Below are 25,752 nucleotides of genomic sequence, written 5' to 3'. Positions count from 1 at the left end.
ACCGACCCAGCAGTTCGACGCGCCGGCGCAGCCGTAGCGTCACCGGCCGCACACCCACCGGCCACACCCCACCGGCCCGCCAGGTCCTCCTGGCGGGCCGGCGGCGTCCTGCACCCGGTCCGCGCCGCCGTAGAGTCGCCGCGTGCCCGGCCCCTCCTCCGACCTGCCCGCCCGCCTGCGCGCCGCCCTCGTCGCGGCGGACTTCACCTACGACGCGGTGGCCGAGCTGCTCGGTCCGGTGGCCCACGCCGCGCTGGGGCGCAACGAGACGACGCCCGGCCTGCGTCGTACGACGGACGGGGGGCCGCTGGCCACCCTCACGCGGCTGTTCCTCCTCCAGGCCCCCGTCGACCTGCCCGCGGCCGAGCGGGCGCTGCCCGGCCTGGTCGACCGGCTCGCCGTCGAGGGCTTCCTCGAGCGCAGCGTGGGACAGGTCGCCGCCCGGCTGGACGTGCGTCCCTACGCCGCCGACGACCAGCACCTGTGGGTCGTCAGCGACCTCACCCCGGGGCTCGACGGGTCCGGCAACCGGGTCGGCCAGGACCACGTGCTCGGGATCAGCGCGGCGTCCACGTCGCTGGCCCAGCTCACCGTCCGGGAGCCGGTCGGGCGCTCGCTCGACCTCGGCACCGGCTGCGGCGTGCAGGCCCTCCACCTCGCGACCCACAGCGACGCGGTCGTCGCCACGGACGTCAACCGGCGGGCGCTCCGGCTGGCGCGCTTCAACGCCGAGATCAACGAAGCCCCGGCGCCGGTCGACGTGCGCGAGGGCTCGTTCTTCGACCCGGTCGCGGGCGAGCGCTTCGACCTGATCTCCACCAACCCGCCGTTCGTGATCTCGCCGGCCACCGGCTCGCGGCTGGTCTACCGCGACTCGGGCCTGCCCGGGGACCGGGTGGTCGAGCACATCGTGCGCGCCGCGCCCGACCACCTCACCGACGGCGGCTGGTGCCAGGTGCTGGCCAACTGGGTGATCGCCGACGGCGTGCCTTGGGCCGACCGCCTCGCCGGCTGGGTCCCGGAGGGCACCGACGCGTTCGTGGTCCAGCGCGAGGTGCTCGATCCGGCGGCCTACGTGGAGCTCTGGCTCAAGGACGAGGGGCGCCACGGCGGGCCGGACTACGCCGCCCGCTACGACACCTGGCTGTCCTGGTTCGACGACCAGGGCGTCGAGGCGGTCGGCTTCGGCTGGATCAACCTGCGCCGCAGCGGCGGTTCGCGCCGGGAGCTGCTCGAGTGGCCGTACGACGTCGAGCAGCCGATCGCCCCCGCCATCCGGGACTGGGCGCGAGGCACCGACGCCCAGGTCGGCCTCGACAGCCGCCTGGTCCGCCGGCCCGACGTGCGGCAGGAGACGCTCGGGGAGCCCGGGGCCGAGGACCCCGAGACGGTCGTGCTGCGCCAGCAGCGCGGCCTGCGCCGGGCCCGCCAGGTCGACACCGTCGAGGCCGCCCTCGTCGGGGCGTGCGACGGCGAGCTCTCGGTCGGCCGGATCCTCGACGCCGTCGCCCAGCTGCTCGGCGCCGACCCCGGGGCGACGCGCGCGGCGTACCTGCCGGCCGTCACGGAGCTGGTGGCCGAGGGCTTCCTCGACCCGGCCGGTTAGGGGTCCGGACGACGGCTGCCAGGGGAGCATCGAGGGCGCCCAGGAATGCGATTTGCGGGGTTAGCGCTACCGTGAGCGGCCGTACGCACGAAATCGCAGCAGGAGGACAGAGGTCCCGTGGCCCACAAGCTGGTCATCGTCGAGTCCCCGGCCAAGGCCCGCACCATCGGCGGCTACCTCGGCCAGGGGTACGTCGTCGAGTCCTCCATCGGCCACATCCGTGACCTCCCGCAGTCCGCGGCGGACACCCCGGCCAAGATCAAGGACAAGCCGTGGGGCCGCCTCGCGGTCGACGTCGACCACGGCTTCGAGCCCTACTACGTCGTGCCGCGGGACAAGAAGTCCCACATCGCCAAGCTCAAGACGCTGCTCAAGGACGCCGACGAGCTCTACCTCGCCACCGACGAGGACCGCGAGGGCGAGGCGATCGCCTGGCACCTGCTCGACGAGCTGAAGCCGAAGGGCATCCCGGTCAAGCGGATGGTCTTCCACGAGATCACCAAGCCCGCGATCCAGGCCGCCGCCGACAACCCGCGCGAGCTCGACATGGACCTCGTCGAGGCCCAGGAGGCGCGGCGGATCCTCGACCGGCTCTACGGCTACGAGGTCAGCCCGGTGCTGTGGAAGAAGGTCATGTCCGGCCTCTCCGCCGGGCGGGTGCAGTCCGTGGCCACCCGCCTGGTCGTCGACCGCGAGCGGGAGCGGATGGCCTTCCGGCTCGCGTCCTACTGGGACCTCGAGGGCACCTTCGACGCCGGGGCGACCAAGGAGCCCCGGATGTTCCCGGCGCGGCTCCACTCCGTCGACGGTGCCCGGGTGGCCGGCGGCTCCGACTTCGGGTCGGATGGCCAGCTGAAGTCGAAGAAGGGCGACCGCGTCCACTTGGACCGCGCCGCTGCCGAGGGGCTCGTCGCGGCACTGGCCGACACGTCGTACGACGTCCGCTCGGTCGAGGCGAAGCCGTACCGCCGCTCGCCCTATGCCCCCTTCCGCACCACCACGCTCCAGCAGGAGGCCAGCCGCAAGCTCGGCATGAGCGCGAGCGTGACGATGTCGGTCGCTCAGCGGCTCTACGAGAACGGCTTCATCACCTACATGCGCACCGACTCGACCACGCTGTCGAGCGCGGCCGTCGGAGCGGCGCGGGCCCAGGTGCGCGAGCTCTACGGGGCGGAGTACCTCCCCGACGCCCCGCGCACCTACGCCAGCAAGGTCAAGAACGCCCAGGAGGCGCACGAGGCGATCCGCCCCGCCGGTGACACGTTCCGCACGCCGGCGCAGACCGGGCTGACCGGTGACCAGTTCCGCCTCTACGAGCTGATCTGGATGCGGACCGTCGCCTCGCAGATGAGGGACGCGGTCGGCCAGTCGGTGTCGGTGCGGATCGGCGGCGCCGCGAGCGACGGTCGCGACGTGGTGTTCGCGGCGTCCGGTCGTGTGATCACCTTCCACGGCTTCCTCAAGGCCTACGTCGAGGGCACCGAGGGCGGCAAGCGCAGCGACGACGACCAGGTCCCGCTCCCCGAGCTGGCCGAGGGCGACCCGGTGTCGGCGGCGTCGATCACCGCCAACGGGCACGAGACCAAGCCGCCGGCCCGCTACACCGAGGCCACGCTGATCAAGGAGCTCGAGGACCGCGAGATCGGCCGGCCGTCGACGTACGCGTCGATCATCGGCACGATCCTCAACCGCGGCTACGTCTACAAGAAGGGGACCGCGCTGGTCCCCGCGTGGCTGGCGTTCTCGGTGACCCGCCTGCTCGAGGAGCACTTCCCGCGGCAGATCTCCTACGAGTTCACCGCCGGCATGGAGGACGTGCTCGACGAGATCGCGGCGGGCCGCAAGGACCGCAACACCGAGCTCGCCGAGTTCTACTACGGGTCCGGCGACGTCGAGGGCCTCAAGACATTGGTCGACGAGCTCGGCGACATCGACGCCCGCGAGCTGGCGACGTTCCCGATCGGCGGCGCCGACTCCGGCGTGCACCTGCGCGTGGGCCGCTACGGTCCCTACCTCGAGGGCCCGGGCGAGGACGGCATGGCGGTGCGCGCCAACGTCCCCGACGACCTGCCGCCCGACGAGCTGACGCTGGAGAAGGCCAAGGAGCTCCTGGCCAACCCGGCGGGCGAGGAGATCCAGCTCGGCCGGCACCCCGAGACCGGGCTGGAGGTCGTGGCGAAGAACGGCCGCTACGGTCCCTACGTCACCGAGCTGCTGCCCGAGGACGCGCCGAAGGGCGCGAAGCCGCGCACCGGGTCGCTCTTCAAGTCGATGTCGCTGGACAGCGTCACGCTGGACGACGCGGTCAAGCTGCTGTCGCTGCCGCGCGTCGTGGGCGTCGACCCGGAGTCCGGCGAGGAGATCACCGCGCAGAACGGGCGCTACGGGCCCTACCTGAAGAAGGGCACCGACTCCCGCTCGCTCACCGCCGAGGAGCAGCTGCTGACGATCGGCCTCGACGAGGCGCTGCGGATCTACGCCCAGCCCAAGCAGCGCGGACGCGCCGCCGCCGCGGCGCCTCTCAAGGAGCTCGGCAACGACCCGGTGTCGGGCCAGCCGGTGGTGGTCAAGGCCGGCCGCTTCGGCGAGTACGTCACTGATGGCGAGTACAACGCGACCCTGCGCAAGGAGGACTCGGTCGAGGCGATCACCCTCGAGCGGGCGGCCGAGCTGCTCGCCGAGCGCCGCGCCAAGGGCCCGGCCAAGAAGGCGGCGAAGAAGACCGCGCGCAAGACCACCGCCAAGAAGGCCACGGCGAAGAAGACCGCGAAGCGGACCACGAAGAAGGCCGCGGCCAAGAAGTCCTGACCGCCGGCTGCGTCGTCCGCGCGCTGGCGTCGTCGGTTCACCGCCAGACCATGGTGAACCGACGACCGGTTGGACCGCCCCAGAGGCAGTGGGGCGGACCGGTGCAGACCTCCGGAGGTCCGGTGTGGGTGCGGCCGCCTAGGGTGTCCCCCGTGAGCAGGGGACCGGGGGTGTACGCCGAGCGCGGCGCCTTCGTGTGCTTCGAGGGCGGTGACGGGTCGGGCAAGTCCACCCAGTCGCGCCGGCTGGCGGCCTGGCTGGAGGAGCAGGGCTACCGGGTGGTGCTCACCTTCGAGCCGGGCGACACCGCGGTCGGGCGGCTGCTGCGCGAGATCGTGCTCAGCCCCGAGACCGGCGCGATCTCCGACCGCACCGAGGCGCTGCTCTACGCCGCCGACAAGGCCGAGCACGTGCACGACGTCGTCCAGCCGGCGCTCGACCGGGGCGAGGTCGTGGTCACCGACCGCTACGTCGACTCGACGCTGGCCTACCAGGGCGCCGGTCGCGACCTCGACCCCGACGAGCTCGAGCAGGTCGCGCGGTGGGCGACCCACGACCTGCGGCCGCACCTGACCGTCGTGCTCGACCTCGAGCCGGAGCACGGCCTGGGCCGGTTCGCCGAGCGCGACCGGATCGAGGGCGAGTCCCTGGAGTTCCACCAGCGGGCGCGGACCTGGTTCCTCCGGCTGGCCGAGGCCGACCCCGACCACTACCTGGTGCTCGACGCCCGCGGCGACGTCGACGAGGTGGAGCAGCGGGTCCGTTCGGCCGTCGAGCCCCTCCTGGCCCGGGCGGTGCGGTCGTGAGCGCCGCACCCGTCGCCGCGCACACCGTCTGGGACGGCCTGGTCGGGCAGCCACGCGTCATCGAGGCGCTCAGGGCCGCCGCCGAGGGTCACGGCATGAGCCACGCCTTCCTCTTCACGGGCCCGCCCGGGTCGGGTCGGTCCAACGCGGCGGTCGCCTTCGCCGCCGCGCTGCAGTGCGAGCGTCCGAACCCGGGCGCATCGCCCGGGTGCGGCACCTGCCACGCCTGCCACACGGTCCTGGCCGGGTCGCACGCCGACGTCATCGTGGTGCGCACCGAGGGCCTGACGATCGGGGTCGGCCTGGCCCGCGACCTGGTCCGCCGCTCCGCCCTGGCGCCCGTGGGCAACCGCTGGCAGGTCGTGATCGTCGAGGATGCCGACCGGCTGACCGAGCAGGCGTGCAACGCGCTGCTCAAGGCGATCGAGGAGCCGACCGAGCGCACCGTGTGGATGCTGTGCGCCCCCACGGTCGAGGACGTGCTGCCCACGATCCGCTCACGCTGCCGCCTGGTGACGCTGACGACGCCGACCGCCGACGACGTCGCCGCGTTCCTGGTCCGGCGCGACGGCGTCGACACCGAGCTGGCGTCGTACGCCGCCCGCGCCAGCCAGGGCCACATCGGCCGCGCCCGCGCCCTGGCTCGCGACGACGAGACGCGCGCACGGCGCAGCGCCGTCGTCGCGATCCCCGCCTCGCTCACCTCGCTGGGCCGGTGCATGGACGCGGCCGCCGAGCTGACCCGGGTCACCAAGGAGGAGGCCGAGGCGATCACCTCCGAGCTCGACGCCCGCGAGCGGGCCGACCTCGACGCGGCGTACGGCGTCATCGAGCGCGGCCGCCGTCCGCGGGAGTACGCGCCGGCGCTGCGCGACCTCGAGCAGGACCAGAAGCGCCGCGCCAAGCGTCGCCAGCTCGACGTGGTCGACCGCGGCCTGATGGACTTGGTGTCGGTCTACCGCGACGCGATCGCGGTCGCCGCGGGGGCGCCCGGCCCGCTGGTCAACGAGGAGATCCGCGGCGACGTGGAGCTGCTCGCCCGGTCCTCGAGCGCCGAGGCGAACCTGCGTCGCATCAGCGCCGTCTTCGAGGCGCGCGAGCAGATGCTGGAGTTCAACGTCCAACCGGCCCTCGCGCTGGAGTCGATGATGCTCGGGCTGGTCGCACCGGAGGTGCGCAGATGAAGCGTTGGGTCGCCGCTGCTGTCGTCCTCGGGCTGGTCTACCTGGCGATGGGCGCCGGGGCGTTCGCGGCCCTGGTCTCGCTCGGCAACGACGACGGGACCGGGTCGACCGGCTCGACCAGCAGCCCGAGCGCGGCGCCCGAGCCGGGCTCGACCGATGCGCCCGACCCCGGCCTCGAACGCTTCTACTCCCAGGAGCTCGACTGGTCCTCCTGCGGCGACAACCAGTGCGCGACGCTGGCGGTGCCGCTCGACTACGCCCACCCCGACGGCGACACCATCGAGCTCGCGGTGCTCAAGGTGCCGGCCGCCGGCGACCGGATCGGGTCGCTGGTGGTCAACCCCGGGGGGCCGGGCGCCCCGGGCACCGACTACGCCGCCAGCGCCTCGTCGGTCTTCCGGCAGCCGATCCTCGACGCCTACGACGTCGTCGGCTTCGACCCGCGCGGCACCGGCAGCAGCGACCCGGTCGACTGCCTCAGCGACAGCGAGCTCGACGCCTACGTCGCCGAGGACCCCGACCCGGACACGCCGGCCGAGGTGTCGGACTACGTGCGCAACCTCGACGCCCTGGGCCGCGGCTGCGTCGACCGGTCCGGCGCCCTCGCCTCGCACGTGACGACCGTCGAGGCCGCGCGCGACATGGACGTCCTGCGCGCCGCGCTGGGGCAGTCCGAGCTGGACTACTTCGGCGCCTCCTACGGCACCAAGCTGGGCGCGACGTACGCCGACCTGTTCCCCGAGCGGGTGGGTCGGATGGTGCTCGACGGGGCGGTCGACCTGTCGATCGGCCCGCGTCAGCTGAGCCTCGAGCAGGCGGCCGGGTTCGAGACCGCGCTGCGCGCCTACGTCCAGGACTGCGTCGACCAGGGTGACTGCTACCTCGGCGACACCCTCCAGGAGGGGTTGACCCGGATCAAGACGTTCCTCGACCAGGTCGACGCGCAGCCGCTGAAGACCGACGACCCCGACCGCGACCTCCAGGTCGGCAACGCGTTCTACGGCGTCGTGCTCCCGCTCTACAACCGCGACTACTGGACCTACCTCGACCAGGCGTTGCAGGCCGGGTTCGACGGCGACGGGTCACTGCTGCTGCGGCTCTCGGACGTCTACAACTCCCGGGACCAGGACGGCAGCTACACCGACAACAGCACCGAGGCCAACTACGCGATCAACTGCCTCGACGAGCCGTGGTCGATCCCGGCGTCGCAGGTGCCGGCGAACCTGCCCGACTTCGAGAAGGCGTCACCCACCTTCGGCGAGGTGTTCGCCTGGGGCCTGACCACGTGCGGAGGCATGCAGGCGAAGGCGACCGAGGAGGCCCCCACGATCGACGCGAAGGGCGCGGCCCCGATCGTCGTGGTCGGCACCACGCGCGACCCGGCGACGCCGTACCAGTGGGCGCAGCACCTCGCCGCCCAGCTCGACTCGGGCGTGCTGGTCAGCCGCGACGGCGACGGTCACACCGGCTACAACTCCGGCAACCGGTGCGTCGACACCGCGATCGAGGACTACCTGGTCGACGGCACCGTGCCGGACGACGGCCTGCGCTGCTGACCGTCCTCGCCGAGTCGGCGCGAATGCCGGCCAGGAGCGTGCCGAGTCGGCGCGAATGCCGGGCACTGACGCCGACTCGGCGGTCTGGAGTGCGGCACTGGCGCCGACTCGGTGGTCGGGCTCAGAGCTGCGCCAGCACCTCGGCCGCGGTCGCCTCGCCGGAGCGCACGGCACCCTCCATGTAGCCGTTCCAGACCGGCGCGCACTCGGCGCCGGCCCAGTGCAGCCGGCCGACCGGCTCCCGCAGGGCGGGACCGAAGCCGGTCCACACGCCGGGGGCGAAGTGCGCGCCGTAGCAGCCGCGGCTGAACTCCTCGGCGGTCCAGTCGCGCTCGACGTACTCCAGCGGCTCGGCGGCCCGAGGCCCGAAGTAGCGCACGAAGCACCCGACCACCGCGGCCCGGCGCTCCTCGGGCGTGCGGCGCGCCCACCGGCGCCCGTCGTCGGCCTCGATGAACCCCATCAGGATCCCGCGCTCGTAGCCGGGCGGGGTGTTGTCGAAGGTGACCTTGACCGGACCCCGGTCCGAGCCGGCCTGGCCGTTGAGGCCCTCCTCGCGCCAGAACGGGGTCGGGTAGACCGCGTAGACCTTCATCACGCTCCCGGCCGGGAGCTTCTGGGTGAGCTGGTCGCGCCAGCTCGGCAGCGGCGGGTCGTACTCGAGCCGGCCGGCCAGGGTCGGCGGGAGCGTGATGATCGCCCGCGCGGCGTCGTACGACGCGCCGCCCCGGGTCGTGACGCGCACCCCGGTGTCGTGCTGGGCGACGGTGCGCACCGGGTCGCCGAGCCGGACGTCGAGGTCGGCCGCCAGCCGCTCGCTGATCCGCCACGAGCCGCCGTCGATCCGGTCCTGCTGGGCTCCCCGGTCGACGGCCATCAGCGTGTCCATGTCGGTGCCGGAGCGGGTGTAGAAGAGCGCGTGCAGCAGCGAGATGTCGGACAGGTCGGCGGAGAAGACGGCGTCGCAGTAGAGCTCGAAGTAGGCACGGCCCTGCGGTGTGCGCAGGTTGCGGTGCACCCAGCTGCGGAACGTCTGGCCGTCCAGCTCCCGGGCACCCGGGGTGCGCCACGGCTCCTGGAGGTCGACCGAGCGCGCCAGCCGGCCCCACCGGACGGTGCCCTGGGCGAGGTCGGCGACCGCGAACGGGTTGAGCCGTGGCACCGCGCCCTTGCGGCCGGCCAGCCGGCCGGTCCGCTTGCCCAGGCCGAAGACGATGTCGCCGTCGTTGTAGGTCGGGATGGTCGAGAGCCCCAGCTCGGCGATCAGCTCGTACATGCGGTCCTGCGTCGGGCCGACCCACTGGCCGCCCAGCTCGATCCACTGGCCGTCGCTGAGCTGCCCCGCCTCGGTGCGGCCGCCCACCCGGTCGCGGGCCTCGACGACCACGACGGACCGGCCCGCGGCGGCGACCGCACGCGCGGCGGTCAGCCCGGAGAGGCCGGCTCCCACGACGACGACATCGGTGCTGCTCATGCGACCACCTCTCGGGCGCGGTCGGCGTCCCGGTCGTAGGACTGCCACTGGCGGCGGGCCCACCAGGGTCGGGTGTCACGGGCGGTCACCTGCACGACCGCGGGCAACCAGCGCTCGCGCGCCTCGAGGCCGGCCGCCAGGGCCTCCTCGGTCGACGGCGGGTCGGCGGTCCAGGACCGCTTCAGCCGGTCCCGGTCGGCGGCGACGAGCGCCTCCGCGCGGGACCAGTCGCGCAGCGCCTGGCGGTGCAGGCGCTCGTGGCGCCACCACAGCGACCGGTCGTCGCGGCGGTTGTCGACGCCCTCGGTGGGGTAGGCGTCCTGCCCGACTGGTGCGTCGACCCGCAGCGGCACGAACGGCGCGAACGCGGGATCGGCCGAGCCTGTCGACCAGTGCATCCCGGTGCCGAGGTGGCTGACCCACGACGACACCGTCTGGCTCGAGGCGAGCCACCCGCCGGCGTGCATGTTGGGACCGACCATCGAACCGGTGAGCGGCGACCACCGCGGACCGCGGCCGGTCCCGTTGTCCCGCAGGATCCGCATCGCCTGACGCACGCCGTGCGCCGTCGACGCGCGGTGCTGGGTGAGGGTCTGCCGGACGTCGCAGGAGGCGACGCGACCACGCAGCCGGTCGGCGTACCGCTCCGCGAACTCGGGGATGGTCAGGCCGTTGCTGATGCTGCGCGCCGGCCCCTTGACCGGCTCGGTCGCCCAGTGCCGGCCGGCGGTCTCGAGCACGACCGCGCTGTCGCGGTCGGCGACCAGGAAGCTGTTGTGGTAGGTGAACTTCGGGTGCTCGACGCTGCACGAGCCGCTCTGGCCGTGCTCCTCGAGCAGCCCGACCATGGTCTGCACGGCCTCGTCGGCGGTCGTCGCGCGCTCGAGCGCCAGCCGCAGCAGGTCCATCCCGAGCAGCCCGGGCTCCAGGCTGGTCGGCTCCTTGGTGAAGACGGCCTCGTTGCCGATCGCGACGCCGTGCTCGTTGGCGCCCATCTCGGCGCCCCACATCCACCACGGCCGGGACACGAGGGTGGCGTGCGTGCGGTCGACCTGCGGCACCTCGACGTACGTCGTCCGCGCGGTCGCGCCCGGCTCGTGGTCGGCCGCCGCCGTCCACTCCCACAGCTGGGCCTCGTTGGGGTCACGGTCGGAGTTCTTCGCCAGCACCATGCCGGCGTCGGTCCGCAGCACGAAGGTGTCGCACACCCTCCGCAGCCTAGTGACGAACGAGGGTCCGACGCGGCGGATCAGCCGGGCATGGCTCCCGGCAGTGGCACCGCTGGTCCGGACCGGCGCCTGCTGGGATTTGCCCATGAGTACGGATGTACGTACATTTAGGTGCAAGGAGGAGAGATGCCAGCTCAGCACGGCGCGGTCGATCGGGACGACCCGATGCCCCTGTGGGCACAGGTTCAGGCCGACATCAGCCGACGCATCAGGCGCGGCGAGTTCGACGGGGTCGACTTCCCCGGCGAGCACCACTTGGTCGCCGAGTACGACGTCAGCCGCCACACCGTGCGCGAGGCGCTGCGCGCGCTGCGCGCCGGCGGGCTGCTGGAGGGCGGTCGCGGCCGGCCCACCCGCGTCGCGGCTCGCGAGATCAGCCAGACCCAGGGGACGCTCTACTCTCTCTTCTCGTCGGTGGAGCGGACCGGGCACCGGCCCAGCAGCGACGTCCGCGTCCTCGAGGCGCGCGCCGACGGCGTGGTCGCCGCCCGGCTCGGCCTGGAGGAGTCGACGCCGTTGGTCTACCTCGAGCGGCTGCGCCGCAGCGACGGTGAGCCACTCGCCATCGACCGCGTCTGGATCCCTGCCCAGCTCGCCGCCCCCCTGCTCGAGGCCGACTTCACCCACACCTCCGTCTACGCCCAGCTCGAGCGCTGCTGCGGGGTGCGGTTGACCGGCGGGCGAGAGCAGGTCCGGGCGGTCGTCCCGACTCCGGCCGAGCAGCGCCTGCTCGGACTGGAGCCCGGCACGGCGGCGCTGTACGTCGAGCGGGTCGGCGAGCTGCGAGGTCGTCCGGTCGAGTGGCGCCAGACCCTCTTCCGAGGTGACCGGTTCGCGTTCACCACGGACCTGGCCGACCCCGATCGGATGACCGTGACCGGCGGCGGCCCGCTACGTCCCTGACCCGCACCTCCCGAGCCCGAGGACACCTCGGCCGAACCCCAGCCCAGCAAGGAGTCACCTGACATGCCAGACCACCAGTCGCACCGCCCGGTGCGTGACGTGGACGCCCGCGGAGCCCACCGGCTGATCGCGGAGGGCGCCACCGTCCTCGACGTGCGCGAGCCGTACGAGTGGGCGGACGCCCACATCGAGGGCTCCGTCCTGATCCCCCTGGGTCGGTTGCAGGTCGGCTCCGTGCCGTCGGGCCGCCCGGTCGTCGTCGTGTGCCGGTCCGGCCGCCGCTCCGCGGCCGCCGTCCAGGCCCTGCAGTCCGCCGGGCGCGACGACGTGGTCAACCTCGCCGGAGGCGTCCTGGCCTGGGCGTCCGCCGGGTTGCCGCTGGTGCGTGAGGGGGCCGGCGCCCGGCGATGAGCGTGGTGTGGCTGGCTCTCCTCGGACTGGCGATCGGGCTCGTGCTCGGTGGCCTGGGCGGGGGTGGCGCGATCCTGACCGTCCCGGCGCTGGTCTTCGTCGCCGGGCAGTCGGCCGCGCAGGCCACCACGAGCAGCCTCGTGATCGTCGGCGCCGCGGCCGTCAGCGGCGTGGTCAGCCACGTCCGCGCCGGGACCGTCGTGTGGCGCACCGGGCTCTTCTTCGGTGCCGCCGGCATCCCGGCAGCGTGGCTCGGCTCCCACCTCAGCCATGCCGTCGACGGCAGCATCCTCCTGCTGGGCTTCTCCCTGCTGATGGTCGTGGCCGCGGTCGCGATGCTGCGACCCATGGCCGTCCGGCGTCCCACGGCCGCCCCGGTGCCGGCGACCGTCGGCGCGCCTGCGCCGGTGGAGCCGCCCGCGGTCGAGCGAGCCGGCTCCACCCAGTGCTTGCGCTGCGGACGCTGGCCGTTGGTCATCGGTGCGGGGCTCGGTGTCGGCTTCCTGACCGGCTTCTTCGGGGTCGGCGGGGGCTTCGTCATCGTGCCGGCGCTGGTCCTGGTGCTCGGCCTGCCGATGCCGCTGGCCGTCGGCACCTCGCTGGTGATCGTGGTCATCAACTCCGGGACCGCACTGCTGGCGCGGGGCGCGACCGCCGAGTTTGAGTGGTCGGTCATCATCCCCTTCGCCGTCGCCGCGATGCTCGGCGCCGTGCTCGGACGCCGCGTCGCGGACCGCCTCCCTGCCGAGCAGCTGCGCGGCGCGTTCGCCGTCCTGTTGCTCCTCGTCGCCACCTACACCGTCTGGCACAGCGTCGAAGACCTGCGCCACCCCACCGCCGCGGCGTTCCACGCCGTGCCGGGGACCCGATCGTCCTGACCACCCTCGACCTGAACCACCCACCAAGGAGACACCGTGTACTTCGCCCAGCACTACCTCGACTGCCTCTCGCAGGCGACCTACCTCATCGGTGACGAGGCATCGGGTCGCGCCGTCGTCGTCGACCCCCGCCGTGACGTCTCGGACTTCCTCGAGGACGCCGAGGCCCACGGCCTGACGATCGTGGGGGTCATCAACACCCACTTCCACGCCGACTTCCTCGCCGGCCACCTCGAGATGGCGGAGGCCACCGGTGCGTGGATCGGCTATGGCACGGCTGCCCAGGCGGAGTACGACGTCCGTCACCTCGAGGACGGCGAGCGCATCGAGCTCGGTGGACCCGACGGCGTGGCGCTGCAGGTCATGCACACCCCGGGGCACACGCCGGAGTCGATCAGCATCCTGGTCTACGAGCACGCGTCCGACGAGATTCCCTACGGCGTCCTGACCGGCGACGCCCTCTTCATCGGCGACGTGGGCCGCCCGGACCTGCTCGCCTCGATCGGTGTCACCGCTGACGAGCTCGGTCGGATGCTCTACGACTCGGTCCAGCACAAGCTCATGGGACTCGACGACGCCGTGCGCGTCTTCCCGGCCCACGGCGCCGGCTCGGCCTGCGGCAAGAACCTCTCGACCGAGACCCAGTCCACGATCGGCGAGCAGCGCCGCTTCAACTACGCCTGCCAGCCGATGTCGGAGGACCGCTTCCTCGAGCTGGTCACCGCGGGCCAGCCGTCGGCCCCCGACTACTTCGTGTTCAACGCCATCCTCAACCGCCAGGAGCGGGCGACCTTCGACGAGCACCCGGCAGAGCCGGTCACGCTGCGTGAGGCGCTCGCAGCCGCCGAGCGCGGCGCGGTGCTGCTCGACGCCCGCGAGGCGTCCGACTTCGCAGCCGGCCACCTGCGTGGCGCGATCAACGTCCCGCTGGACGGCCGGTTCGCCGAGACCGCCGGCATGGTGATCGACCCGCACCAGGAGGTCGTCGTGCTGGCGCCCGACGGCCACGAGAGCGAGGTGGTCGTCCGACTGGCCCGCATCGGCTTCGACCACGTCCTCGGCTATGTCCCCGAGGTGGACGCGGTGCTGCCCGACGTGCCCGAGCACCTCACCCAGGCCAGCCGCCTGACGCCGGCGCGACTCGACGCCGCGCTCGCCGACGACCGGACCGACGTCACCGTCATCGACGTGCGCAACGTCGGTGAGCTCGAGAGCGGCACCGTGCCGGGGTCGCTGCACATCCCGATGGCCGAGCTGCGTCGCCGGATCGACGAGGTCCCCCGCGAGGGCGCGCTGGTGCTCTACTGCGCCGGTGGCTGGCGCTCGAGCGTCGGGGCGAGCTACCTGCGAAGCCAGGGCTTCGGCGACGTGTCCGACATCCTCGGCGGCTTCAGCGCCTGGGAGGCGACCCGCATCCCGGCCGAGGTCTGACCGTGTCCCGGGCGGTGGTCGAGGTGACGCTGGCGGAGACTCGCCGGGCGCTCGGCGACGGGGCGGTCGTGATCGACGTCCGCGAGCCGGTCGAGTACGACGGGGGGCACCTCCCCGGATCGCGCTCGCTGCCCAGCACGCAGCTGCGGCAACGGCTCTGGGAGATCCCCCGCCGCGCGCGGGTCTACCTCGTCTGCGCGACCGGTGACCGCAGCCGCGAGGCGGCGACCTGGTTGCGGGCGGTCGGCTACGACGCCGTGTCGTGCGCGGACGGCCTGCGCGAGTGGCGACCCGGCGAGGAGTGACCGAGGCGGCTATCGGCCGGCCAGGAGTCGGCCGATCCCGACGACCCCACTGCCCAGGAGCTCGAGCCAGCTGAACGCGTCGTCCCACACCGCGATGCGCCCCTCTCGCACCTCGAAGGTGCCGCGGACGCCGAACGACGTCTCCCACCCGCCCATGCCGATCACGTCGGTGCGGTCGGTGAGCACGACGTCGCCGTCGGTCGCGACGTGCTTGAACCTGACGTCGAAGCGAACCCCTCGCTTCTCCATGTCGCGCAGCATCGCGTGCACGCGCTCACCCTCGAACGACGGCATGCCGGTGTTGCGCCACACCACGTCGTCGGCCAGGAGCGCGAGGGCGGCGTCGGTCTCGCGCGCGGCGAGGTGCTGGAGGAAGTCCCGGACGGTCGTCGCCGCGGACGTGGCAGCAGTCATGCCTCGACCGTAGCCCCGCTGCCCTGAGTCGCACCCCGGGGGCGGCGTGGGGTGATCGGCTGGGCGATCGCCTGCATCCGCCGGGTGGCGAGCTCGATCATCAGCCGGGCCGCGGGCGAGAGCAGCGCGTCGGTGCGGTGCACGACCGCGAAGGTGTCGTACTGCCGTGGCCGCAGCGACACCCAGCCCGCCTCGGGCGCCAGGCGGGGGAGGAGCTGGCGGGCCGCGCCCTGGGGGACCACCGAGTCGGCGTACCCCATCCCGACGAGCTCGACGGCGGTCTCGATGTCCTCGACCTCGATCCGGGTCGGCGGGTTGAGACCGGTCTCGTGCAGCATCTGGCGCAGCGTCTGCCGGGTGGAGTCGCGCGCCCGGAAGGTGGTCTCGGGGAGCACCAGCGAGCTCTGCGCGAGTCGCTGGGCGGTGACCGGCGAGGCCAGGCGCGCCGGGTCCGCGCTGATGTAGACGAGCTCCTCGCGCGCCACCGGCGTGACGGCCAGCCCTTCGCTGGCGACCGTGGAGACCGCGAGCATCGCCGCCTCGAGGCGCCCGCGGCGCAGGTCCTCGGCGACCTCGATGGAGTTCTGGCCGACCAGCTCGACCCGGACGCCCGGGTAGCGCGAGAGGACGTCGGCGATCAGGCCGGAGCCGGCGTACAGGCGGGCGATGCCGAACATCCCGAAGCGGATGGTGCCCGTCTCGAGCGACCGCACGCTGCGCACCGCCTCCTGCGCCTCGTCGACCGCCGCGAGCACCCGCTCCGCGTGGGGGCGGAAGGAGTCGGCGACCGTGGTGGGTACGACGCCGCGGCCCACCCGGCGGAAGAGCTGGACGCCGAGCGACCTCTCCAGCGACCTGATCTGCTCGGAGACCGACGGCTGGGCGTAGCCGAGCTCCTCGGCCGCCGCTGTTAGTGAGCCGTGCTCGTAGGTCGCCAGGAAGCACGTCAGCTGGTGCAGCGAAACCATAGGCAGATCCTTTGGTACGTCTAGGTAACCAAGGCTACCCCTATGGCATTGGCCGCGCGACCATAGATGAGTAGACACCTGTACTCATACCTAGAAGGAGCCCGTCCGTGTTCGCCCACCAGTGCACCGACTGCCAGCGTCGCGAGCTGATCTTCGCCGACCAGATCACGAACGTGACCAACACGTCGCACGGCATCGTCGTGAAGTTCACCTGCTGGTGCGGCGCCGAGCAGACGATGCTCAGCGGCAAGACCGCGACCACGGCCCCGAAGGTCACTCTCGCCGCCTGATCGCGGCCCGGATCCCAGCCCGGGTGCCGTTTAGGCACCTCCGGACCGGCGTCCCTATACTTCTGCGGGTTGCCCGCACGGATCCCTCCGGCCGCGGGCGACGCGCCGCCTTAGCTCAGTCGGTAGAGCGATTCACTCGTAATGAATAGGTCGTCGGTTCGATTCCGACAGGCGGCTCCATGTCAGGCCCCTGACCTGCGCAAACGCAGTTGCCGGCCGTCTGCCGACTGCCGAAATTGGCCTCAGGTCCGCGAAAAGTCCGCGAAAACTCGCGGGCACGCTGCTCAACGTGGGTCGCCTGCCGACCACTCGCGGGCAACCGTGCGCCCGAACTGCCGCAGGTCGGCGCCGGCCCGCGCCGCCTCGAGAGGTGTGGCGTCGGACCGCCGTCTCCATCTGCGTCACTGCTCGGTCCATGTTCGGGCAACCATTCCCGGGCTGAGGGGCCCGGACTGATTGCCGCTATGACCTGAGTCCCTTACCCATCGGTCACCTCGGCGTTCTCCCTATCGTTCCCGCGGTGCCGGCCGCACTCCTCCTTCCTGGCGGTCGGCACCATCCGTCTCGGACAGGCCCAGATGCGACGAGTGGAGAATCCGGCGATGTTCAGGACCGTGGCGGTCTTCGAGGTGAACGGCAGGGTCGGCGACCATCGCTGGCAGCTCGTGAACTGGGATGGAGAGGTGCTCGCTGAGAAGGGTGGATACCTCACCCGAGCGGCTGCTCTCGAGGACGTCGAGCGAATCCGTGTCGCCGCCGTCACTGCCAACCTCGTTGAGTGCTGATCTGCCTCCGAATGAACTGCTCCTCGCCGACCCGGCGCCGATGGTCGAACTCGACCTCGTCCATCGCGCACACCTTCCGTCCCGGGTCGGCGGGGAGCGCCCGAGTCGCTTCTGTCGAACAAGAACGGCAGAGCAGAGGGGCGGCGACCCTGGAGGCGGGGCCGCCGCCCCGGTGCCTGCCTGGCGGGCCAGGCAGTTCTTGGGTGGCGTGAGACCGGCACGCACGACTTCGATCCGGCGCGTCCCCCGCCTACGCCGCGCTGCTCGGATCGACTGGTCAAGAAGGGATGGCGCCCCCCATTCCGGCGGAGACGAGCAACAGTCGGTTGAGCAGGTCGGCGGCCTGCGCGACTTCCGCGCGGTCACCACTGATGAGCAGATCGAGGAGCAGCCCGCGAGCGGCTCCGAGTGCTAGCCGAGCATGAGCCTGGGCTTGGTCCGCTGGTATGCCAATTGCCCGGCACAGCTCGATGGTGGGCGGCAACCAGGCGTTGATGAGCTCCTCACGGAGCAGTGCGGCATGCTCTCTGCCCTGCATCGCATGTGCCGCCAGCTCGAAGAAGAGCGGCCCGTACCGCATGGATGCCTCGACGGTCTCCTCCCAGTACTTCGCGGCTGCTTCCAGCGGGGGCAGATCGGCGTCGTAGGTCGCAGTCATGAGTGCTCGTTGCCGTGCCTCGACTTCCCGAGTCACCTCGGCCAGGAGTCCCTCCCGCGACCCGAAGTGGTAGATGAGCATGCGATGACTCGTCCCCAGGGCCTCGGCCATGGCACGAAGGCTGGTGTCGCCGATGCCATGCCGACCCAGATGTTCCACTGCCGCGTCGAGCAGACCCTCGCGGCCCGATCGCCGGGAGTGTCCGTCATGCTTCGGCGTCGTCACGAAGAGGTGGAGCTCGTGACGCGCCTGTCCAGGCTCTCGGCCTCCAGGTCGATGTAGCGCTGTGTCAGCCGCCTCCATGCGAGAGCGGCGACTGCGCCCATCGGTCCGGTCTGCTCGATGCTCAGCGTCACCAGTGCCCCGCTGCCGTCTGGCACTACCTCGTGACGGGCGATGGTCATCATGCCGGGGCCCTTGGCGACCCACGTGAAGTGTCGGCCGTGCACCAGTTCGGTCACTTCCCACCGTGCCCGGGGAAGTCGGGGTTGACGGACTTCGGCTCGGGAGCCGATGGCGAAAGGTCCCGTGTCGAGTCGATCCACGCTGTTGATCGTGGGCGTCCAATCAGGCCAGCGTTCGACGTCGTAGATGACGGGCCAGACGTCTTCCACCGGTGCGTCGATATGACGGCGGGTCTCGAAGAGGCGGTTCATGTACCACATGGTACATAAGCCGCTCGGTGCGGAAGGACGGTCTCATCGGCGACAGAACGTTGACAGGCCGACCGCCCACAGTGACGACATGGACATCCGTGCTCTCAGAACCAGCGTCCTGATCGGTGTGGCGGCCCTGGTGACAACCCTTGCCACGGCCGGCACTTCGACGGCAGCGGCCGGCCCGCTCCAGGACAGGGAGCGTGAAGGCCGATCCGCGGCGACGTTCAAGACGAGCCTCGCCCCGCTTGCGCGAGTGTCGGACACGAACGGCGCCCGCGGCAGCGCGCAGATCGGCGGCCGCTTGGTGTTCGCGGCCACGACCACCCGTGCAGGGCTGGAACCCTGGGTGACGGACGGGACCCAGGCTGGCACGCGGATGGTGGCTGACCTCGTGCCGGGGGGCTCCGGTTCGGACCCGAGAGGCTTCGTGGCGTATCGAGGGAGGTTCTACTTCCTGGCAGGCGTCGCGTCTGGGGGCTACGGCCTGTGGACCACGGACGGCACCCGGGCAGGAACCCAGATCGTCTTCGATGAGCTGATCGGCGCCGCCAACCTCGTCCGTGCGGGATCTCGGCTCTTCTTCGTGGGCGCGACGACGAGTCACGGTGCCGAGCTGTGGACCAGCGACGGCACCGGTGCTGGGACCCGTGAGGTCACAGACCTCTGGGCGGGTGCGGGCAACGGTGTCACCGCCGCGCTCCATCCTGCTCGCAACACCGTCGTGTTCGCTGGCTGGGTGAGCGATCACGTTCGCAAGCCATGGGTGAGCGACGGAACCGCGGCCGGCACCGAGCGCCTGGATACCTACCCCGGTGAGGTCGACCTTCACGTCGGTGATCTGGACGTGTGGGGTGATCGACTGGTCGTGGCCGCGGGCGACGACCGAAGCGGCAGGGAGCTGTGGGGCGGGGGCATCGTCGCTGGCTCCGTGGACGGTGTGAAGGACATCCGAGACGGAGCCGACGCCAGCGATCCGAACGACTTCACCCACCTCCGCGACCGGTGGGTGTTCACGGCCGCCACGCCGGAGCAAGGACGCGAGCTCTTCGTCACCGATGGCACCAGCGGTGGGACTGGAGTGCTGCGCGACATCGTGCTGGGCGAGGTCGGGAGCTTCGCCACTGAGTTCCTGCCCGGTGCCCGGCGAGTGTTCTTCCGTGCCGCGAGGGCTGACGGTCAGTACGACCTCTGGTCGACTGCCGGTACGACCGCCACGACTCGAATGGTTCGCCTACCAGCCGGTATCGAGGAGGGCTACCCACTGGGCAGACTGGGGGCGCGTGTCGTCCTGAAGGGAGTCACACCGTCGGGCGCACCGCGAGTGATGACGGCTGTCGACGACGAGTCCAGTCGCCTCGAGGTGGTGAAGAACGGCGCCGTCGACCTGCCACCGGATGCCACGGTCGACTGGCTCGGTTGGCTGGGCAACACAGGTCTTGTCGGCATCTACCGGGGCAACTCCGAAGCGACCATCGCGAGATGGACCATCGTGCCGTCACGGACGACCGTCCCCCGACTCCGCGTGTGCCCCGCTGCTCAGAGATGGCGGGTTCCGGTCACGGTCCGCGCACCGGGAGGCGTCCCGAACGGCGGTGTGGTCACCGTCGAGCTCGACGGGAGGCCGGTCGGTCGAGCGAGTCTTCGCGGAGGGAATGCGACCGTCCGCATGTCGCTGAAGGTCAAGCCTGGCCGCTACCGAGTGCGGGCGCGCTGGTCGGGATCCATCCAGGCAGCAGGTTCCGCGTCCGCGGCCGGGATCGTCCGCTTTGTCCGCGGGAAGGGCGGTGGGTGCTCTTGATCGCCGGGACTCTTGTACGCGGGCGCGGTCAGAGTCTCGAATGACGTCGCCGTTTCCGGAGTTCGACGAGCCAGCCTGGTCGGCCACGTTCCACAGCTACGACCAGTACCGAGACGACATCTACTACGAGCTTCGGCTCGCCGGCGAGTGTCAGAGCCACGTGACGCAGGTCGACGTGGCCCAGGTGGGCGAGGACGCCACTGCGACGGAGCTTGCCGGCTACCTGCGCGATGAGCTCGCGCGCGTGGCATCCGGCCTCGGGTCGCGACCGGACCCGCCACCCCAGGCATCCGCATCCACCGCCGTGAGGGCGGAGCTCGGGCGGGTTGGGACGACGGCGGTCGCCTCGCCAGGCGCTAGCCTCAACACATGACTTCGCGTCTCGACCGTTCGACCCCTCTGTACGGGGCCGATGTGCGTCGGGGCGACTTCCGGTAGAGCGAGCGGCAGGTTCTCGCGCACCTCATCCGCCCGGAAGTTCAGGAGCCACGCCTTGTCCGAGATGCTTGCTTTTGTCACGACCTGCTGGGGCCTCCTGATGGGCCTCGCTCCGTTGTTGCAGGTCCGCGTCATCGTCCGCGACCGGGACTCGGGCGGGACGTCGCTCGGCTGGGTAGTCATCCTGTTGCTCGGATTCATGCTCTGGTTCGCGTATGGCGTGGTCAACCACGACGTGCCGATCATGATCACGAACGTCGTCTCAGCGACCGTGGCAGCAACGCTGCTCATCGTCGCGCGCATCTACGGGAAGGGCCTGACAGAGCGGGCGTGTCCTGGGGCCTCCCACGCGTCTGAGTCGCGGTGAGACCGCGACTGCACTCCGGTCATGCGTTCAGCGCTGCCTCTCGGGCTCGACGAGGCTGCGCAGCACCGATCGCCCGTCCTGGACTTCAGTCAGACTCGAAGCCGCGCAGGCGCTGATTGAGCTCGCACCCGTGCCCGCCGCACGACCGACGCGGCCGCTCGTGCGGCGGGCGCTGCAGCTTGTCACACCATGATGCGGACCCAGCTGGAATCGGATCAGCCCTCGCGACGTGCGATCACCGTGCGGCTCCGATCTCCCTTGCAGTAGCGAGAGGCCTTGACCTCTGCGTAGAAGCGGCCGGGCTGCCCGGTGTTGCCGATCGACCATCGGTAGGAACGACCCTGCAGCTGGGTGGTGTCGGAGGCCCAGAGGTGGGGCACACCGCCGATCAGCTTGTAGACGTTAACGGTCCGATCGGCCGCGCAAGCGAGTGGTCGGCTGCTCACGACCTGGCCGGACAGGTCGACACCGTCCGCACGGATGGTCACGGTGACCTCGGCCGGTCGCGCGCGGGAGTCGAGCCGCTGAGCCGCGTCCGCAGCGGTCATCGTCATCGACGATGTGACGGAGCCAGCCAGCAGGATCGACGACATCGCGGACGCGATCACGGCGGTCTTCAAGGTCTTGCTCATCTCAGTCATCTCCTCGAGTTGGTGTATCTGAGGGTGGTGGACGGCGATGGATGCGTAGGCCGCCATCGCCGGCTCGCACAAGGGATCCCGACGGCAGAGGGGGCACGCGATCCTCCTAGCGGGCGAGGACCATGACGCTTGTCCTGGCGCCTGTCAGCGATCTGTCAGATGAGGTGGCGCGGACCGAGTCGCCGCACATGTGGCGGACCCGGCGGCACCGACGTACGGCGCTGTGGCGGTGGCTTCGAAGGCGCCGTCGCTGCGCCGTCACTGCGACTCATGTCGCAGCCGCCGATGCGCTCAGAGCGTCTCGCGGGGCAGTGGCCGTTGACCGCTCGCCTTGCCGATCGCCCGGAGGGGACGCGACAGGTTCGGGACAGGAGGGCCGACCAGGCTGGGTCTTGCCCTAGTAGCCCACCATGGAAAGGCGGCCCACGTGACCGCGAGCCCTCACTCCTGGATCCTGCGCCTCGGCGCGGGATCCCTCCTCGCGATGGCCCTCGTCGCATGCGGCGGAGACGACGACCCGAAGGGGGCCGACGCGCCCAGGGACGCGGATGTCACTGAGTTCTGCAGCGTCGTGAGTGAGCTGACGACCGACGACGCCGACAAGTTCGTCGATGACTTGATGAAGATCGGCACCCCCGCGGGCATCCCGGCCCCCGCCCGGGAGGGCTTCGAGGTGATGATCGACCAGGCCACCGCAGACGAGATCAGCGAGGGCGACCAGAAGAAGGTTCTCGCTCTGACCACCTACCTCGGCAAGACCTGCGCTGCTGTGCCGGCGGGCTGAGCGCCCGGACCGGTGCATCGATGCCGCGCGAGCCCCTGCCGGCGGAGAGAGACGAGCGTCCGGTCCACGGCGTGCCGTCGGTCCCAGCTGCTGCCCCGCGACAGGACGCTGACAGGTCGACCTCGGAGGTTGTGCGCATGAACCTGCGTGCTCTCAAGATCGCCACCGCGTGCACCGTCGCCGGGGTGGCGGCGGTTGCCGCTGCTCCTGACGCCTCGTGGGCGTCCGCACCCGCGCCGGAACCAGATCGCGCCGGCAGGGTTGAGGGCGCCACCGTCCGGACGAGCCTCGTGCCGCTTGCCACTGCCTATGGCACGAACGGATCGGCTGGGAGCGCGGCCGTCGGCGGGCGCATGATCTTCTCGGCGGAGACCGAATCTGCTGGTGTCGAGCCATGGGTGACCGACGGGACGCCCGGTGGCACCCATGTGCTGGCGGACATCCGGCCCGGTGCCGAGGGGTCGGACCCCCGGCACTTCGTGCCGTTCCGGGGTCAGGTCTACTTCTTCGCCGAGACCGGACCACGGAGCAATGCGCTCTGGCGCACGGATGGGACGCTGTCGGGCACCAAGGTCGTCCGGGAGGTGCCCGAAGCGACCTATCTCGTGCGGTCTGGGTCTCGCCTGTTCTTCATCGGCTTCACCACAGAGCGCGGAGCCGAGCTCTGGGCCAGTGACGGCACAGCCGCCGGGACGAACGAGGTGACAGACCTGCTCCCAGGTCCGGAGAGCGGGGTGAACGTCGAGCACCAGCTCGTCCCGACCCGCGCCGGTGTGGTCTTCTCCGGGCGAGCGCTGGTCGGCGTGTCCAAGCTGTGGACGAGCGACGGCACGGCCGCCGGCACCCAGCGGCTCGATGCCTATCCCGAGGGAGTCGATCTCCAGGTCGGGGACTTCGGTGTCCGGGGTGATCGCCTCGTGGTCGCGGGCGGTGACGCGCGCAGTGGTGTGGAGCTGTGGGGCGGTGGCTTGTTGCCAGGATCGGTGGCCGGCGTGAAGGACATCTGGGAGGGAACAGCCGGCAGTCATCCGCGGGACTTCACCCCACTCGGTGACGAGTGGTTGTTCACTGCCGCCGACCCAGCTGCGGGTGCCGAGCTCTTCGTGACGGATGGCACGTCGGGGGGCACAGCCATGGTCCGTGACCTGCGGGCCGGAGCACAGGACAGCTTGCCGCGCAACTTCGTGCCTGCCGGGGCGCGCGTCTTCTTCGAAGCGGCTGGTCCCGACGCCGACGTCGTCCTCTGGGCCACCGGCGGCTCCGCTGCCACGACTCATCCGATCACGTTGCTGACCGGGATCGTTGACGCCTACCCAGCCGCGTCCCTGAGGAACGGCGGTGCGGTCCTCGTCGGCGTGACGGGCTCCGGGGCGCCGCGCATCATCACCACTGGTGCTGCGGCGACGAGCGCGCTTCGGATCGTGCAGAACGGGGCGGTGCGTCTTCCGTCGAAGTCGAGCGTCGACGTCCTCGGTCAGCTGGGCCGCCTCGTGGTCGCCGGCGTCTACGTGCCTGGTGGCCGCTCGACGATCGTTGCCTGGAGCACTGTGTCGTCGCGGACCACCGTGCCGCGGCGTCTGGTGTGCCGGGCGGGCCAGAGGCCGCACGTCCGGGTGGCAGTCCGCGCGGCCGGGCTGCGGCCGGGCGGCGGCACGGTCCTGCTGGAGGTCGCGGGCAGGACGGTTGGGCGGGCCACGCTGCGGCAAGGAACCGCGACCGTGCGGGCTCGAACGACGCTGCGACCCGGGCGCTACCGATTCAGGGCGCACTGGTCGGGATCCATCCAGGCCGCCGGGTCCTCCTCTGATGCAGGAGTCCTCCGAGTCCTGCGTAGCCGGTCGGGGTCCTGCTCATGAGGTCTTCGACCGTGCTCCCGAAGCTCGCCGGCGTCCTGCTGGCGACCGTCATGTCAGTCCTCCTCCCCGGTGTCACCTCGGGTGCCGCAGAAGCTGAGCGTCCTGCCCAGCGTGCCGCCAGTCCACTCACCCGACTCGCCGGTGCAGCCGGTTACGTGTCAGGCGAGCGTGCAAGCGTCCGGATCCGTGTCGACGGTCAGACGCGGTTGCTCTTCGCCGCGACAGACACCGAGCACGGGACGGAGCTGTGGACCAGCGACGGGACCCGCACCGGGACCAGGGTGCTCGCTGACATCTATCGCGGCAAGGAGTCCTCACAGCCGTCCGAGCTGACAGTGGTTGGATCTCGTGCCTGTTTCCGTGCGCGAGACGCACAGCACGGCTATGAGCTGTGGTGCACCGATGGCACGCGGAGCGGCACGAGCATGGTCGTGGATCTCGTCCCCGGGATCGAGAGCTCGTCGCCGAACGACCTCACGGCTGTCGCAGATCGGATCGTGTTCAGCGCGGAGACAGCGGCGGGAGGGCGCGAACCTTACGTGAGCAGCGGGCGCGCTCGGGACACCCGGCTGCTCGGCGACCTTCGGCCTGGTGCCGCCAGCTCGAACCCCGGCAACTTCTCAGCGGTCGGTCCGCGGGTTGTCTTCTCGGCAACGACTTTTGCGTCCCCCGCGGTCGAGGTCGTCAAGCCGTTCGTGACCGACGGTACGCCGAGTGGGACCAAACGCCTGGACAGCTACGCGGCCGACGTCTCCCTGACGGTCGGCGCGACCGGCAGGCTGGGGCGCCAGGTGCTCCTCGCTGCCGGTGACGACCGCAGCGGCCAGGAGCTGTGGGTGACCCGAGGTGTACCCGGCGACGCCGTCGGGGTCCGTGACATCAGGGTCGGTCCTATGTCGAGCAGTCCTCACTCCTTCACCGCGGTGGGGTCGGTCAGCTACTTCACTGCGGTGGAAGACCGCCACGGACGGGAGCTGTGGCAGACGGACGGTTCGGCCGGAGGCACGGTGCTGGTCCGAGACCTCGTGGAGGGCGTGGTTGGTAGCGGGCCGGACGACCTGACGCGATCCGGGCCTCGGCTCCTGTTCACGGCCGGCGACGTCACGATGCGTCGCTCCTTGTGGGTCACCGAAGGCTCGGCGCCGCGCACCACCAAGGTCGTGCTCCCGCGAGCGGACGCCGACAGCGGCCCCGCCGTCATCGGGACGGTGGGTGACCTCGTCGTCGTCCAGGGCCTCAGCGGCGGCCGCGCCAGGCTGTGGCTCACCGATGGGACGCCGGACCGGACCCGGGGCGGCCCGGCGCTCGGCGTCGGCGACGACGTCTCGGCGTACGTCCTCGGAACGCTCGGACACAAGGTGCTCCTTTTCGTCGGTGGACCTGACGCGGTCAGCCGCGGCCTCTTCTCCTGGTCTCCTTCCATGGGTTGAGGTCTGCTCTGCTCGACTCCGAGCCGTGCGGCGCAGGGCCGAGGTTGGGGCATGCCGATCGGTGTTGGCGGCA

Annotated in this window: 25 protein-coding genes and 1 tRNA gene; 19 read left to right on the top strand and 7 right to left on the bottom strand. The window is 71.4% G+C overall.

What is annotated here, in order from left to right:
- The first annotated feature begins 142 nt into the window (after positions 1-142).
- The 5 genes from ACILRH_RS12060 (at position 143) to ACILRH_RS12040 (ending at position 7,960) form a co-directional block, all read left to right on the top strand.
- Positions 143-1,606: a methyltransferase gene (locus ACILRH_RS12060; protein ID WP_395693573.1), complete on the top strand. Its 1,464-nt coding sequence runs from the start codon at positions 143-145 to the stop codon at positions 1,604-1,606.
- Between the two features lie 117 nt (positions 1,607-1,723).
- Positions 1,724-4,414 carry a type I DNA topoisomerase gene (topA, locus tag ACILRH_RS12055; protein WP_395693571.1) on the top strand — a complete coding sequence of 897 codons (2,691 nt, stop codon included), beginning with the start codon at positions 1,724-1,726 and terminating at the stop codon, positions 4,412-4,414.
- A 152-nt stretch (positions 4,415-4,566) separates the two neighbouring features.
- Entirely contained in the window at positions 4,567-5,220 is a 654-nt protein-coding gene (gene tmk / locus ACILRH_RS12050) for a dTMP kinase (protein WP_395693570.1), read from the top strand.
- Positions 5,217-6,404 carry a DNA polymerase III subunit delta' gene (locus tag ACILRH_RS12045; protein WP_395693568.1) on the top strand — a complete coding sequence of 396 codons (1,188 nt, stop codon included), beginning with the start codon at positions 5,217-5,219 and terminating at the stop codon, positions 6,402-6,404. Before tmk ends, ACILRH_RS12045 begins: the two co-directional genes overlap by 4 nt.
- On the top strand, positions 6,401-7,960 hold the full coding sequence (locus ACILRH_RS12040) for an alpha/beta hydrolase (RefSeq protein WP_395693567.1): 1,560 nt from the start codon (positions 6,401-6,403) through the stop codon (positions 7,958-7,960). The genes ACILRH_RS12045 and ACILRH_RS12040 overlap by 4 nt, the downstream gene beginning before the upstream one ends.
- 121 nt (positions 7,961-8,081) lie before the next feature.
- Here the strand turns inward: ACILRH_RS12040 and ACILRH_RS12035 are convergent, their stop codons facing one another.
- Together ACILRH_RS12035 and ACILRH_RS12030 are read right to left on the bottom strand one after the other, a co-directional pair.
- On the bottom strand, positions 8,082-9,434 hold the full coding sequence (locus ACILRH_RS12035) for a flavin monoamine oxidase family protein (RefSeq protein WP_395693565.1): 1,353 nt from the start codon (positions 9,432-9,434) through the stop codon (positions 8,082-8,084).
- Entirely contained in the window at positions 9,431-10,642 is a 1,212-nt protein-coding gene (locus ACILRH_RS12030) for a carcinine hydrolase/isopenicillin-N N-acyltransferase family protein (protein ID WP_395693564.1), read from the bottom strand. Before ACILRH_RS12030 ends, ACILRH_RS12035 begins: the two co-directional genes overlap by 4 nt.
- A gap of 147 nt (positions 10,643-10,789) precedes the next feature.
- On the opposite strand from ACILRH_RS12030, the gene ACILRH_RS12025 reads away from it, so the two are divergent.
- The 5 genes from ACILRH_RS12025 (at position 10,790) to ACILRH_RS12005 (ending at position 14,591) form a co-directional block, all read left to right on the top strand.
- The gene (locus ACILRH_RS12025; protein WP_395693563.1) at positions 10,790-11,566 is read left to right on the top strand and encodes a GntR family transcriptional regulator; all 777 of its coding nucleotides are present in this window, start codon (positions 10,790-10,792) and stop codon (positions 11,564-11,566) included.
- 63 nt (positions 11,567-11,629) lie between these two features.
- Positions 11,630-11,977: a rhodanese-like domain-containing protein gene (locus ACILRH_RS12020; RefSeq protein ID WP_395693560.1), complete on the top strand. Its 348-nt coding sequence runs from the start codon at positions 11,630-11,632 to the stop codon at positions 11,975-11,977.
- The gene (locus ACILRH_RS12015) at positions 11,974-12,855 is read left to right on the top strand and encodes a sulfite exporter TauE/SafE family protein (RefSeq protein ID WP_395693558.1); all 882 of its coding nucleotides are present in this window, start codon (positions 11,974-11,976) and stop codon (positions 12,853-12,855) included. Before ACILRH_RS12020 ends, ACILRH_RS12015 begins: the two co-directional genes overlap by 4 nt.
- A gap of 36 nt (positions 12,856-12,891) precedes the next feature.
- Positions 12,892-14,286: a rhodanese-like domain-containing protein gene (locus ACILRH_RS12010; protein ID WP_395693557.1), complete on the top strand. Its 1,395-nt coding sequence runs from the start codon at positions 12,892-12,894 to the stop codon at positions 14,284-14,286.
- 2 nt (positions 14,287-14,288) lie between these two features.
- On the top strand, positions 14,289-14,591 hold the full coding sequence (locus tag ACILRH_RS12005) for a rhodanese-like domain-containing protein (protein WP_395693556.1): 303 nt from the start codon (positions 14,289-14,291) through the stop codon (positions 14,589-14,591).
- Between the two features lie 9 nt (positions 14,592-14,600).
- Here the strand turns inward: ACILRH_RS12005 and ACILRH_RS12000 are convergent, their stop codons facing one another.
- Entirely contained in the window at positions 14,601-15,005 is a 405-nt protein-coding gene (locus ACILRH_RS12000) for a limonene-1,2-epoxide hydrolase family protein (protein ID WP_395693554.1), read from the bottom strand.
- The gene (locus tag ACILRH_RS11995) at positions 15,002-15,973 is read right to left on the bottom strand and encodes a LysR family transcriptional regulator (protein WP_395693552.1); all 972 of its coding nucleotides are present in this window, start codon (positions 15,971-15,973) and stop codon (positions 15,002-15,004) included. The genes ACILRH_RS12000 and ACILRH_RS11995 overlap by 4 nt, the downstream gene beginning before the upstream one ends.
- A 107-nt stretch (positions 15,974-16,080) precedes the next feature.
- Between ACILRH_RS11995 and ACILRH_RS11990 the strand changes: the two genes are divergently transcribed.
- The 3 genes from ACILRH_RS11990 to ACILRH_RS11980 all read left to right on the top strand — a co-directional run bounded on the left by ACILRH_RS11990 (position 16,081) and on the right by ACILRH_RS11980 (position 17,048).
- On the top strand, positions 16,081-16,263 hold the full coding sequence (locus ACILRH_RS11990) for a hypothetical protein (protein WP_395693550.1): 183 nt from the start codon (positions 16,081-16,083) through the stop codon (positions 16,261-16,263).
- Between the two features lie 104 nt (positions 16,264-16,367).
- Positions 16,368-16,443, top strand: a tRNA-Thr gene (locus tag ACILRH_RS11985).
- A gap of 422 nt (positions 16,444-16,865) precedes the next feature.
- The gene (locus tag ACILRH_RS11980) at positions 16,866-17,048 is read left to right on the top strand and encodes a YegP family protein (RefSeq protein ID WP_395693549.1); all 183 of its coding nucleotides are present in this window, start codon (positions 16,866-16,868) and stop codon (positions 17,046-17,048) included.
- Positions 17,049-17,325: 277 nt separating this feature from the next.
- On the opposite strand, the gene ACILRH_RS11975 is transcribed toward ACILRH_RS11980, so the two are convergent.
- Both ACILRH_RS11975 and ACILRH_RS11970 read right to left on the bottom strand, forming a co-directional pair.
- Positions 17,326-17,931 (bottom strand): TetR/AcrR family transcriptional regulator, encoded by a 606-nt coding sequence (locus ACILRH_RS11975; RefSeq protein ID WP_395693547.1) that lies wholly within the window; start codon positions 17,929-17,931, stop codon positions 17,326-17,328.
- Positions 17,928-18,362 carry an SRPBCC family protein gene (locus tag ACILRH_RS11970; protein WP_395693545.1) on the bottom strand — a complete coding sequence of 145 codons (435 nt, stop codon included), beginning with the start codon at positions 18,360-18,362 and terminating at the stop codon, positions 17,928-17,930. Before ACILRH_RS11970 ends, ACILRH_RS11975 begins: the two co-directional genes overlap by 4 nt.
- A gap of 88 nt (positions 18,363-18,450) precedes the next feature.
- Here ACILRH_RS11970 and ACILRH_RS11965 point away from each other — a divergent pair, with 88 nt between their 5' ends.
- The 3 genes from ACILRH_RS11965 (at position 18,451) to ACILRH_RS11955 (ending at position 20,968) form a co-directional block, all read left to right on the top strand.
- Positions 18,451-20,163: a hypothetical protein gene (locus ACILRH_RS11965; protein WP_395693544.1), complete on the top strand. Its 1,713-nt coding sequence runs from the start codon at positions 18,451-18,453 to the stop codon at positions 20,161-20,163.
- Between the two features lie 40 nt (positions 20,164-20,203).
- Positions 20,204-20,536 carry a hypothetical protein gene (locus tag ACILRH_RS11960; protein WP_395693542.1) on the top strand — a complete coding sequence of 111 codons (333 nt, stop codon included), beginning with the start codon at positions 20,204-20,206 and terminating at the stop codon, positions 20,534-20,536.
- 129 nt (positions 20,537-20,665) lie between these two features.
- A complete protein-coding gene (locus ACILRH_RS11955; protein WP_395693590.1) occupies positions 20,666-20,968 on the top strand; it encodes a SemiSWEET family sugar transporter in 303 nt (100 codons plus the stop codon).
- Between the two features lie 215 nt (positions 20,969-21,183).
- Here ACILRH_RS11955 and ACILRH_RS11950 read toward each other — a convergent pair whose 3' ends face one another.
- The gene (locus tag ACILRH_RS11950) at positions 21,184-21,666 is read right to left on the bottom strand and encodes a hypothetical protein (protein ID WP_395693540.1); all 483 of its coding nucleotides are present in this window, start codon (positions 21,664-21,666) and stop codon (positions 21,184-21,186) included.
- Between the two features lie 370 nt (positions 21,667-22,036).
- Between ACILRH_RS11950 and ACILRH_RS11945 the strand changes: the two genes are divergently transcribed.
- The 3 genes from ACILRH_RS11945 (at position 22,037) to ACILRH_RS11935 (ending at position 25,679) form a co-directional block, all read left to right on the top strand.
- On the top strand, positions 22,037-22,393 hold the full coding sequence (locus ACILRH_RS11945; RefSeq protein ID WP_395693538.1) for a hypothetical protein: 357 nt from the start codon (positions 22,037-22,039) through the stop codon (positions 22,391-22,393).
- A gap of 137 nt (positions 22,394-22,530) precedes the next feature.
- Positions 22,531-24,249, top strand: coding sequence for a hypothetical protein (locus tag ACILRH_RS11940; protein WP_395693536.1), 1,719 nt, complete (start codon positions 22,531-22,533; stop codon positions 24,247-24,249).
- Between the two features lie 11 nt (positions 24,250-24,260).
- On the top strand, positions 24,261-25,679 hold the full coding sequence (locus tag ACILRH_RS11935) for a hypothetical protein (protein ID WP_395693534.1): 1,419 nt from the start codon (positions 24,261-24,263) through the stop codon (positions 25,677-25,679).
- Positions 25,680-25,752 lie beyond the last annotated feature (73 nt).

The sequence above is a fragment of the Nocardioides sp. genome (assembly GCF_044226765.1).
Lineage (GTDB): Bacteria > Actinomycetota > Actinomycetes > Propionibacteriales > Nocardioidaceae > Nocardioides.
This window is presented reverse-complemented; position numbering and strand designations above follow the sequence as displayed.

Excerpts from the sequence above, each read along its gene's own strand:
- ACILRH_RS11955 (WP_395693590.1), top strand. The coding sequence starts at position 20,666 with ATGCTTGCTTTTGTCACGACCTGCTGGGGCCTCCTGATGGGCCTCGCT.
- ACILRH_RS11940 (WP_395693536.1), top strand. The coding sequence starts at position 22,531 with ATGAACCTGCGTGCTCTCAAGATCGCCACCGCGTGCACCGTCGCCGGG.
- ACILRH_RS11970 (WP_395693545.1), bottom strand. The coding sequence starts at position 18,362 with ATGAACCGCCTCTTCGAGACCCGCCGTCATATCGACGCACCGGTGGAA.
- ACILRH_RS12035 (WP_395693565.1), bottom strand. The coding sequence starts at position 9,434 with ATGAGCAGCACCGATGTCGTCGTCGTGGGAGCCGGCCTCTCCGGGCTG.
- ACILRH_RS12015 (WP_395693558.1), top strand. The coding sequence starts at position 11,974 with ATGAGCGTGGTGTGGCTGGCTCTCCTCGGACTGGCGATCGGGCTCGTG.
- ACILRH_RS11980 (WP_395693549.1), top strand. The coding sequence starts at position 16,866 with ATGTTCAGGACCGTGGCGGTCTTCGAGGTGAACGGCAGGGTCGGCGAC.
- ACILRH_RS12040 (WP_395693567.1), top strand. The coding sequence starts at position 6,401 with ATGAAGCGTTGGGTCGCCGCTGCTGTCGTCCTCGGGCTGGTCTACCTG.
- ACILRH_RS11950 (WP_395693540.1), bottom strand. The coding sequence starts at position 21,666 with ATGGCGGCCTACGCATCCATCGCCGTCCACCACCCTCAGATACACCAA.
- ACILRH_RS12025 (WP_395693563.1), top strand. The coding sequence starts at position 10,790 with ATGCCAGCTCAGCACGGCGCGGTCGATCGGGACGACCCGATGCCCCTG.
- ACILRH_RS11960 (WP_395693542.1), top strand. The coding sequence starts at position 20,204 with ATGACGTCGCCGTTTCCGGAGTTCGACGAGCCAGCCTGGTCGGCCACG.
- ACILRH_RS12000 (WP_395693554.1), bottom strand. The coding sequence starts at position 15,005 with ATGACTGCTGCCACGTCCGCGGCGACGACCGTCCGGGACTTCCTCCAG.
- ACILRH_RS11995 (WP_395693552.1), bottom strand. The coding sequence starts at position 15,973 with ATGGTTTCGCTGCACCAGCTGACGTGCTTCCTGGCGACCTACGAGCAC.
- ACILRH_RS12020 (WP_395693560.1), top strand. The coding sequence starts at position 11,630 with ATGCCAGACCACCAGTCGCACCGCCCGGTGCGTGACGTGGACGCCCGC.
- ACILRH_RS11965 (WP_395693544.1), top strand. The coding sequence starts at position 18,451 with ATGGACATCCGTGCTCTCAGAACCAGCGTCCTGATCGGTGTGGCGGCC.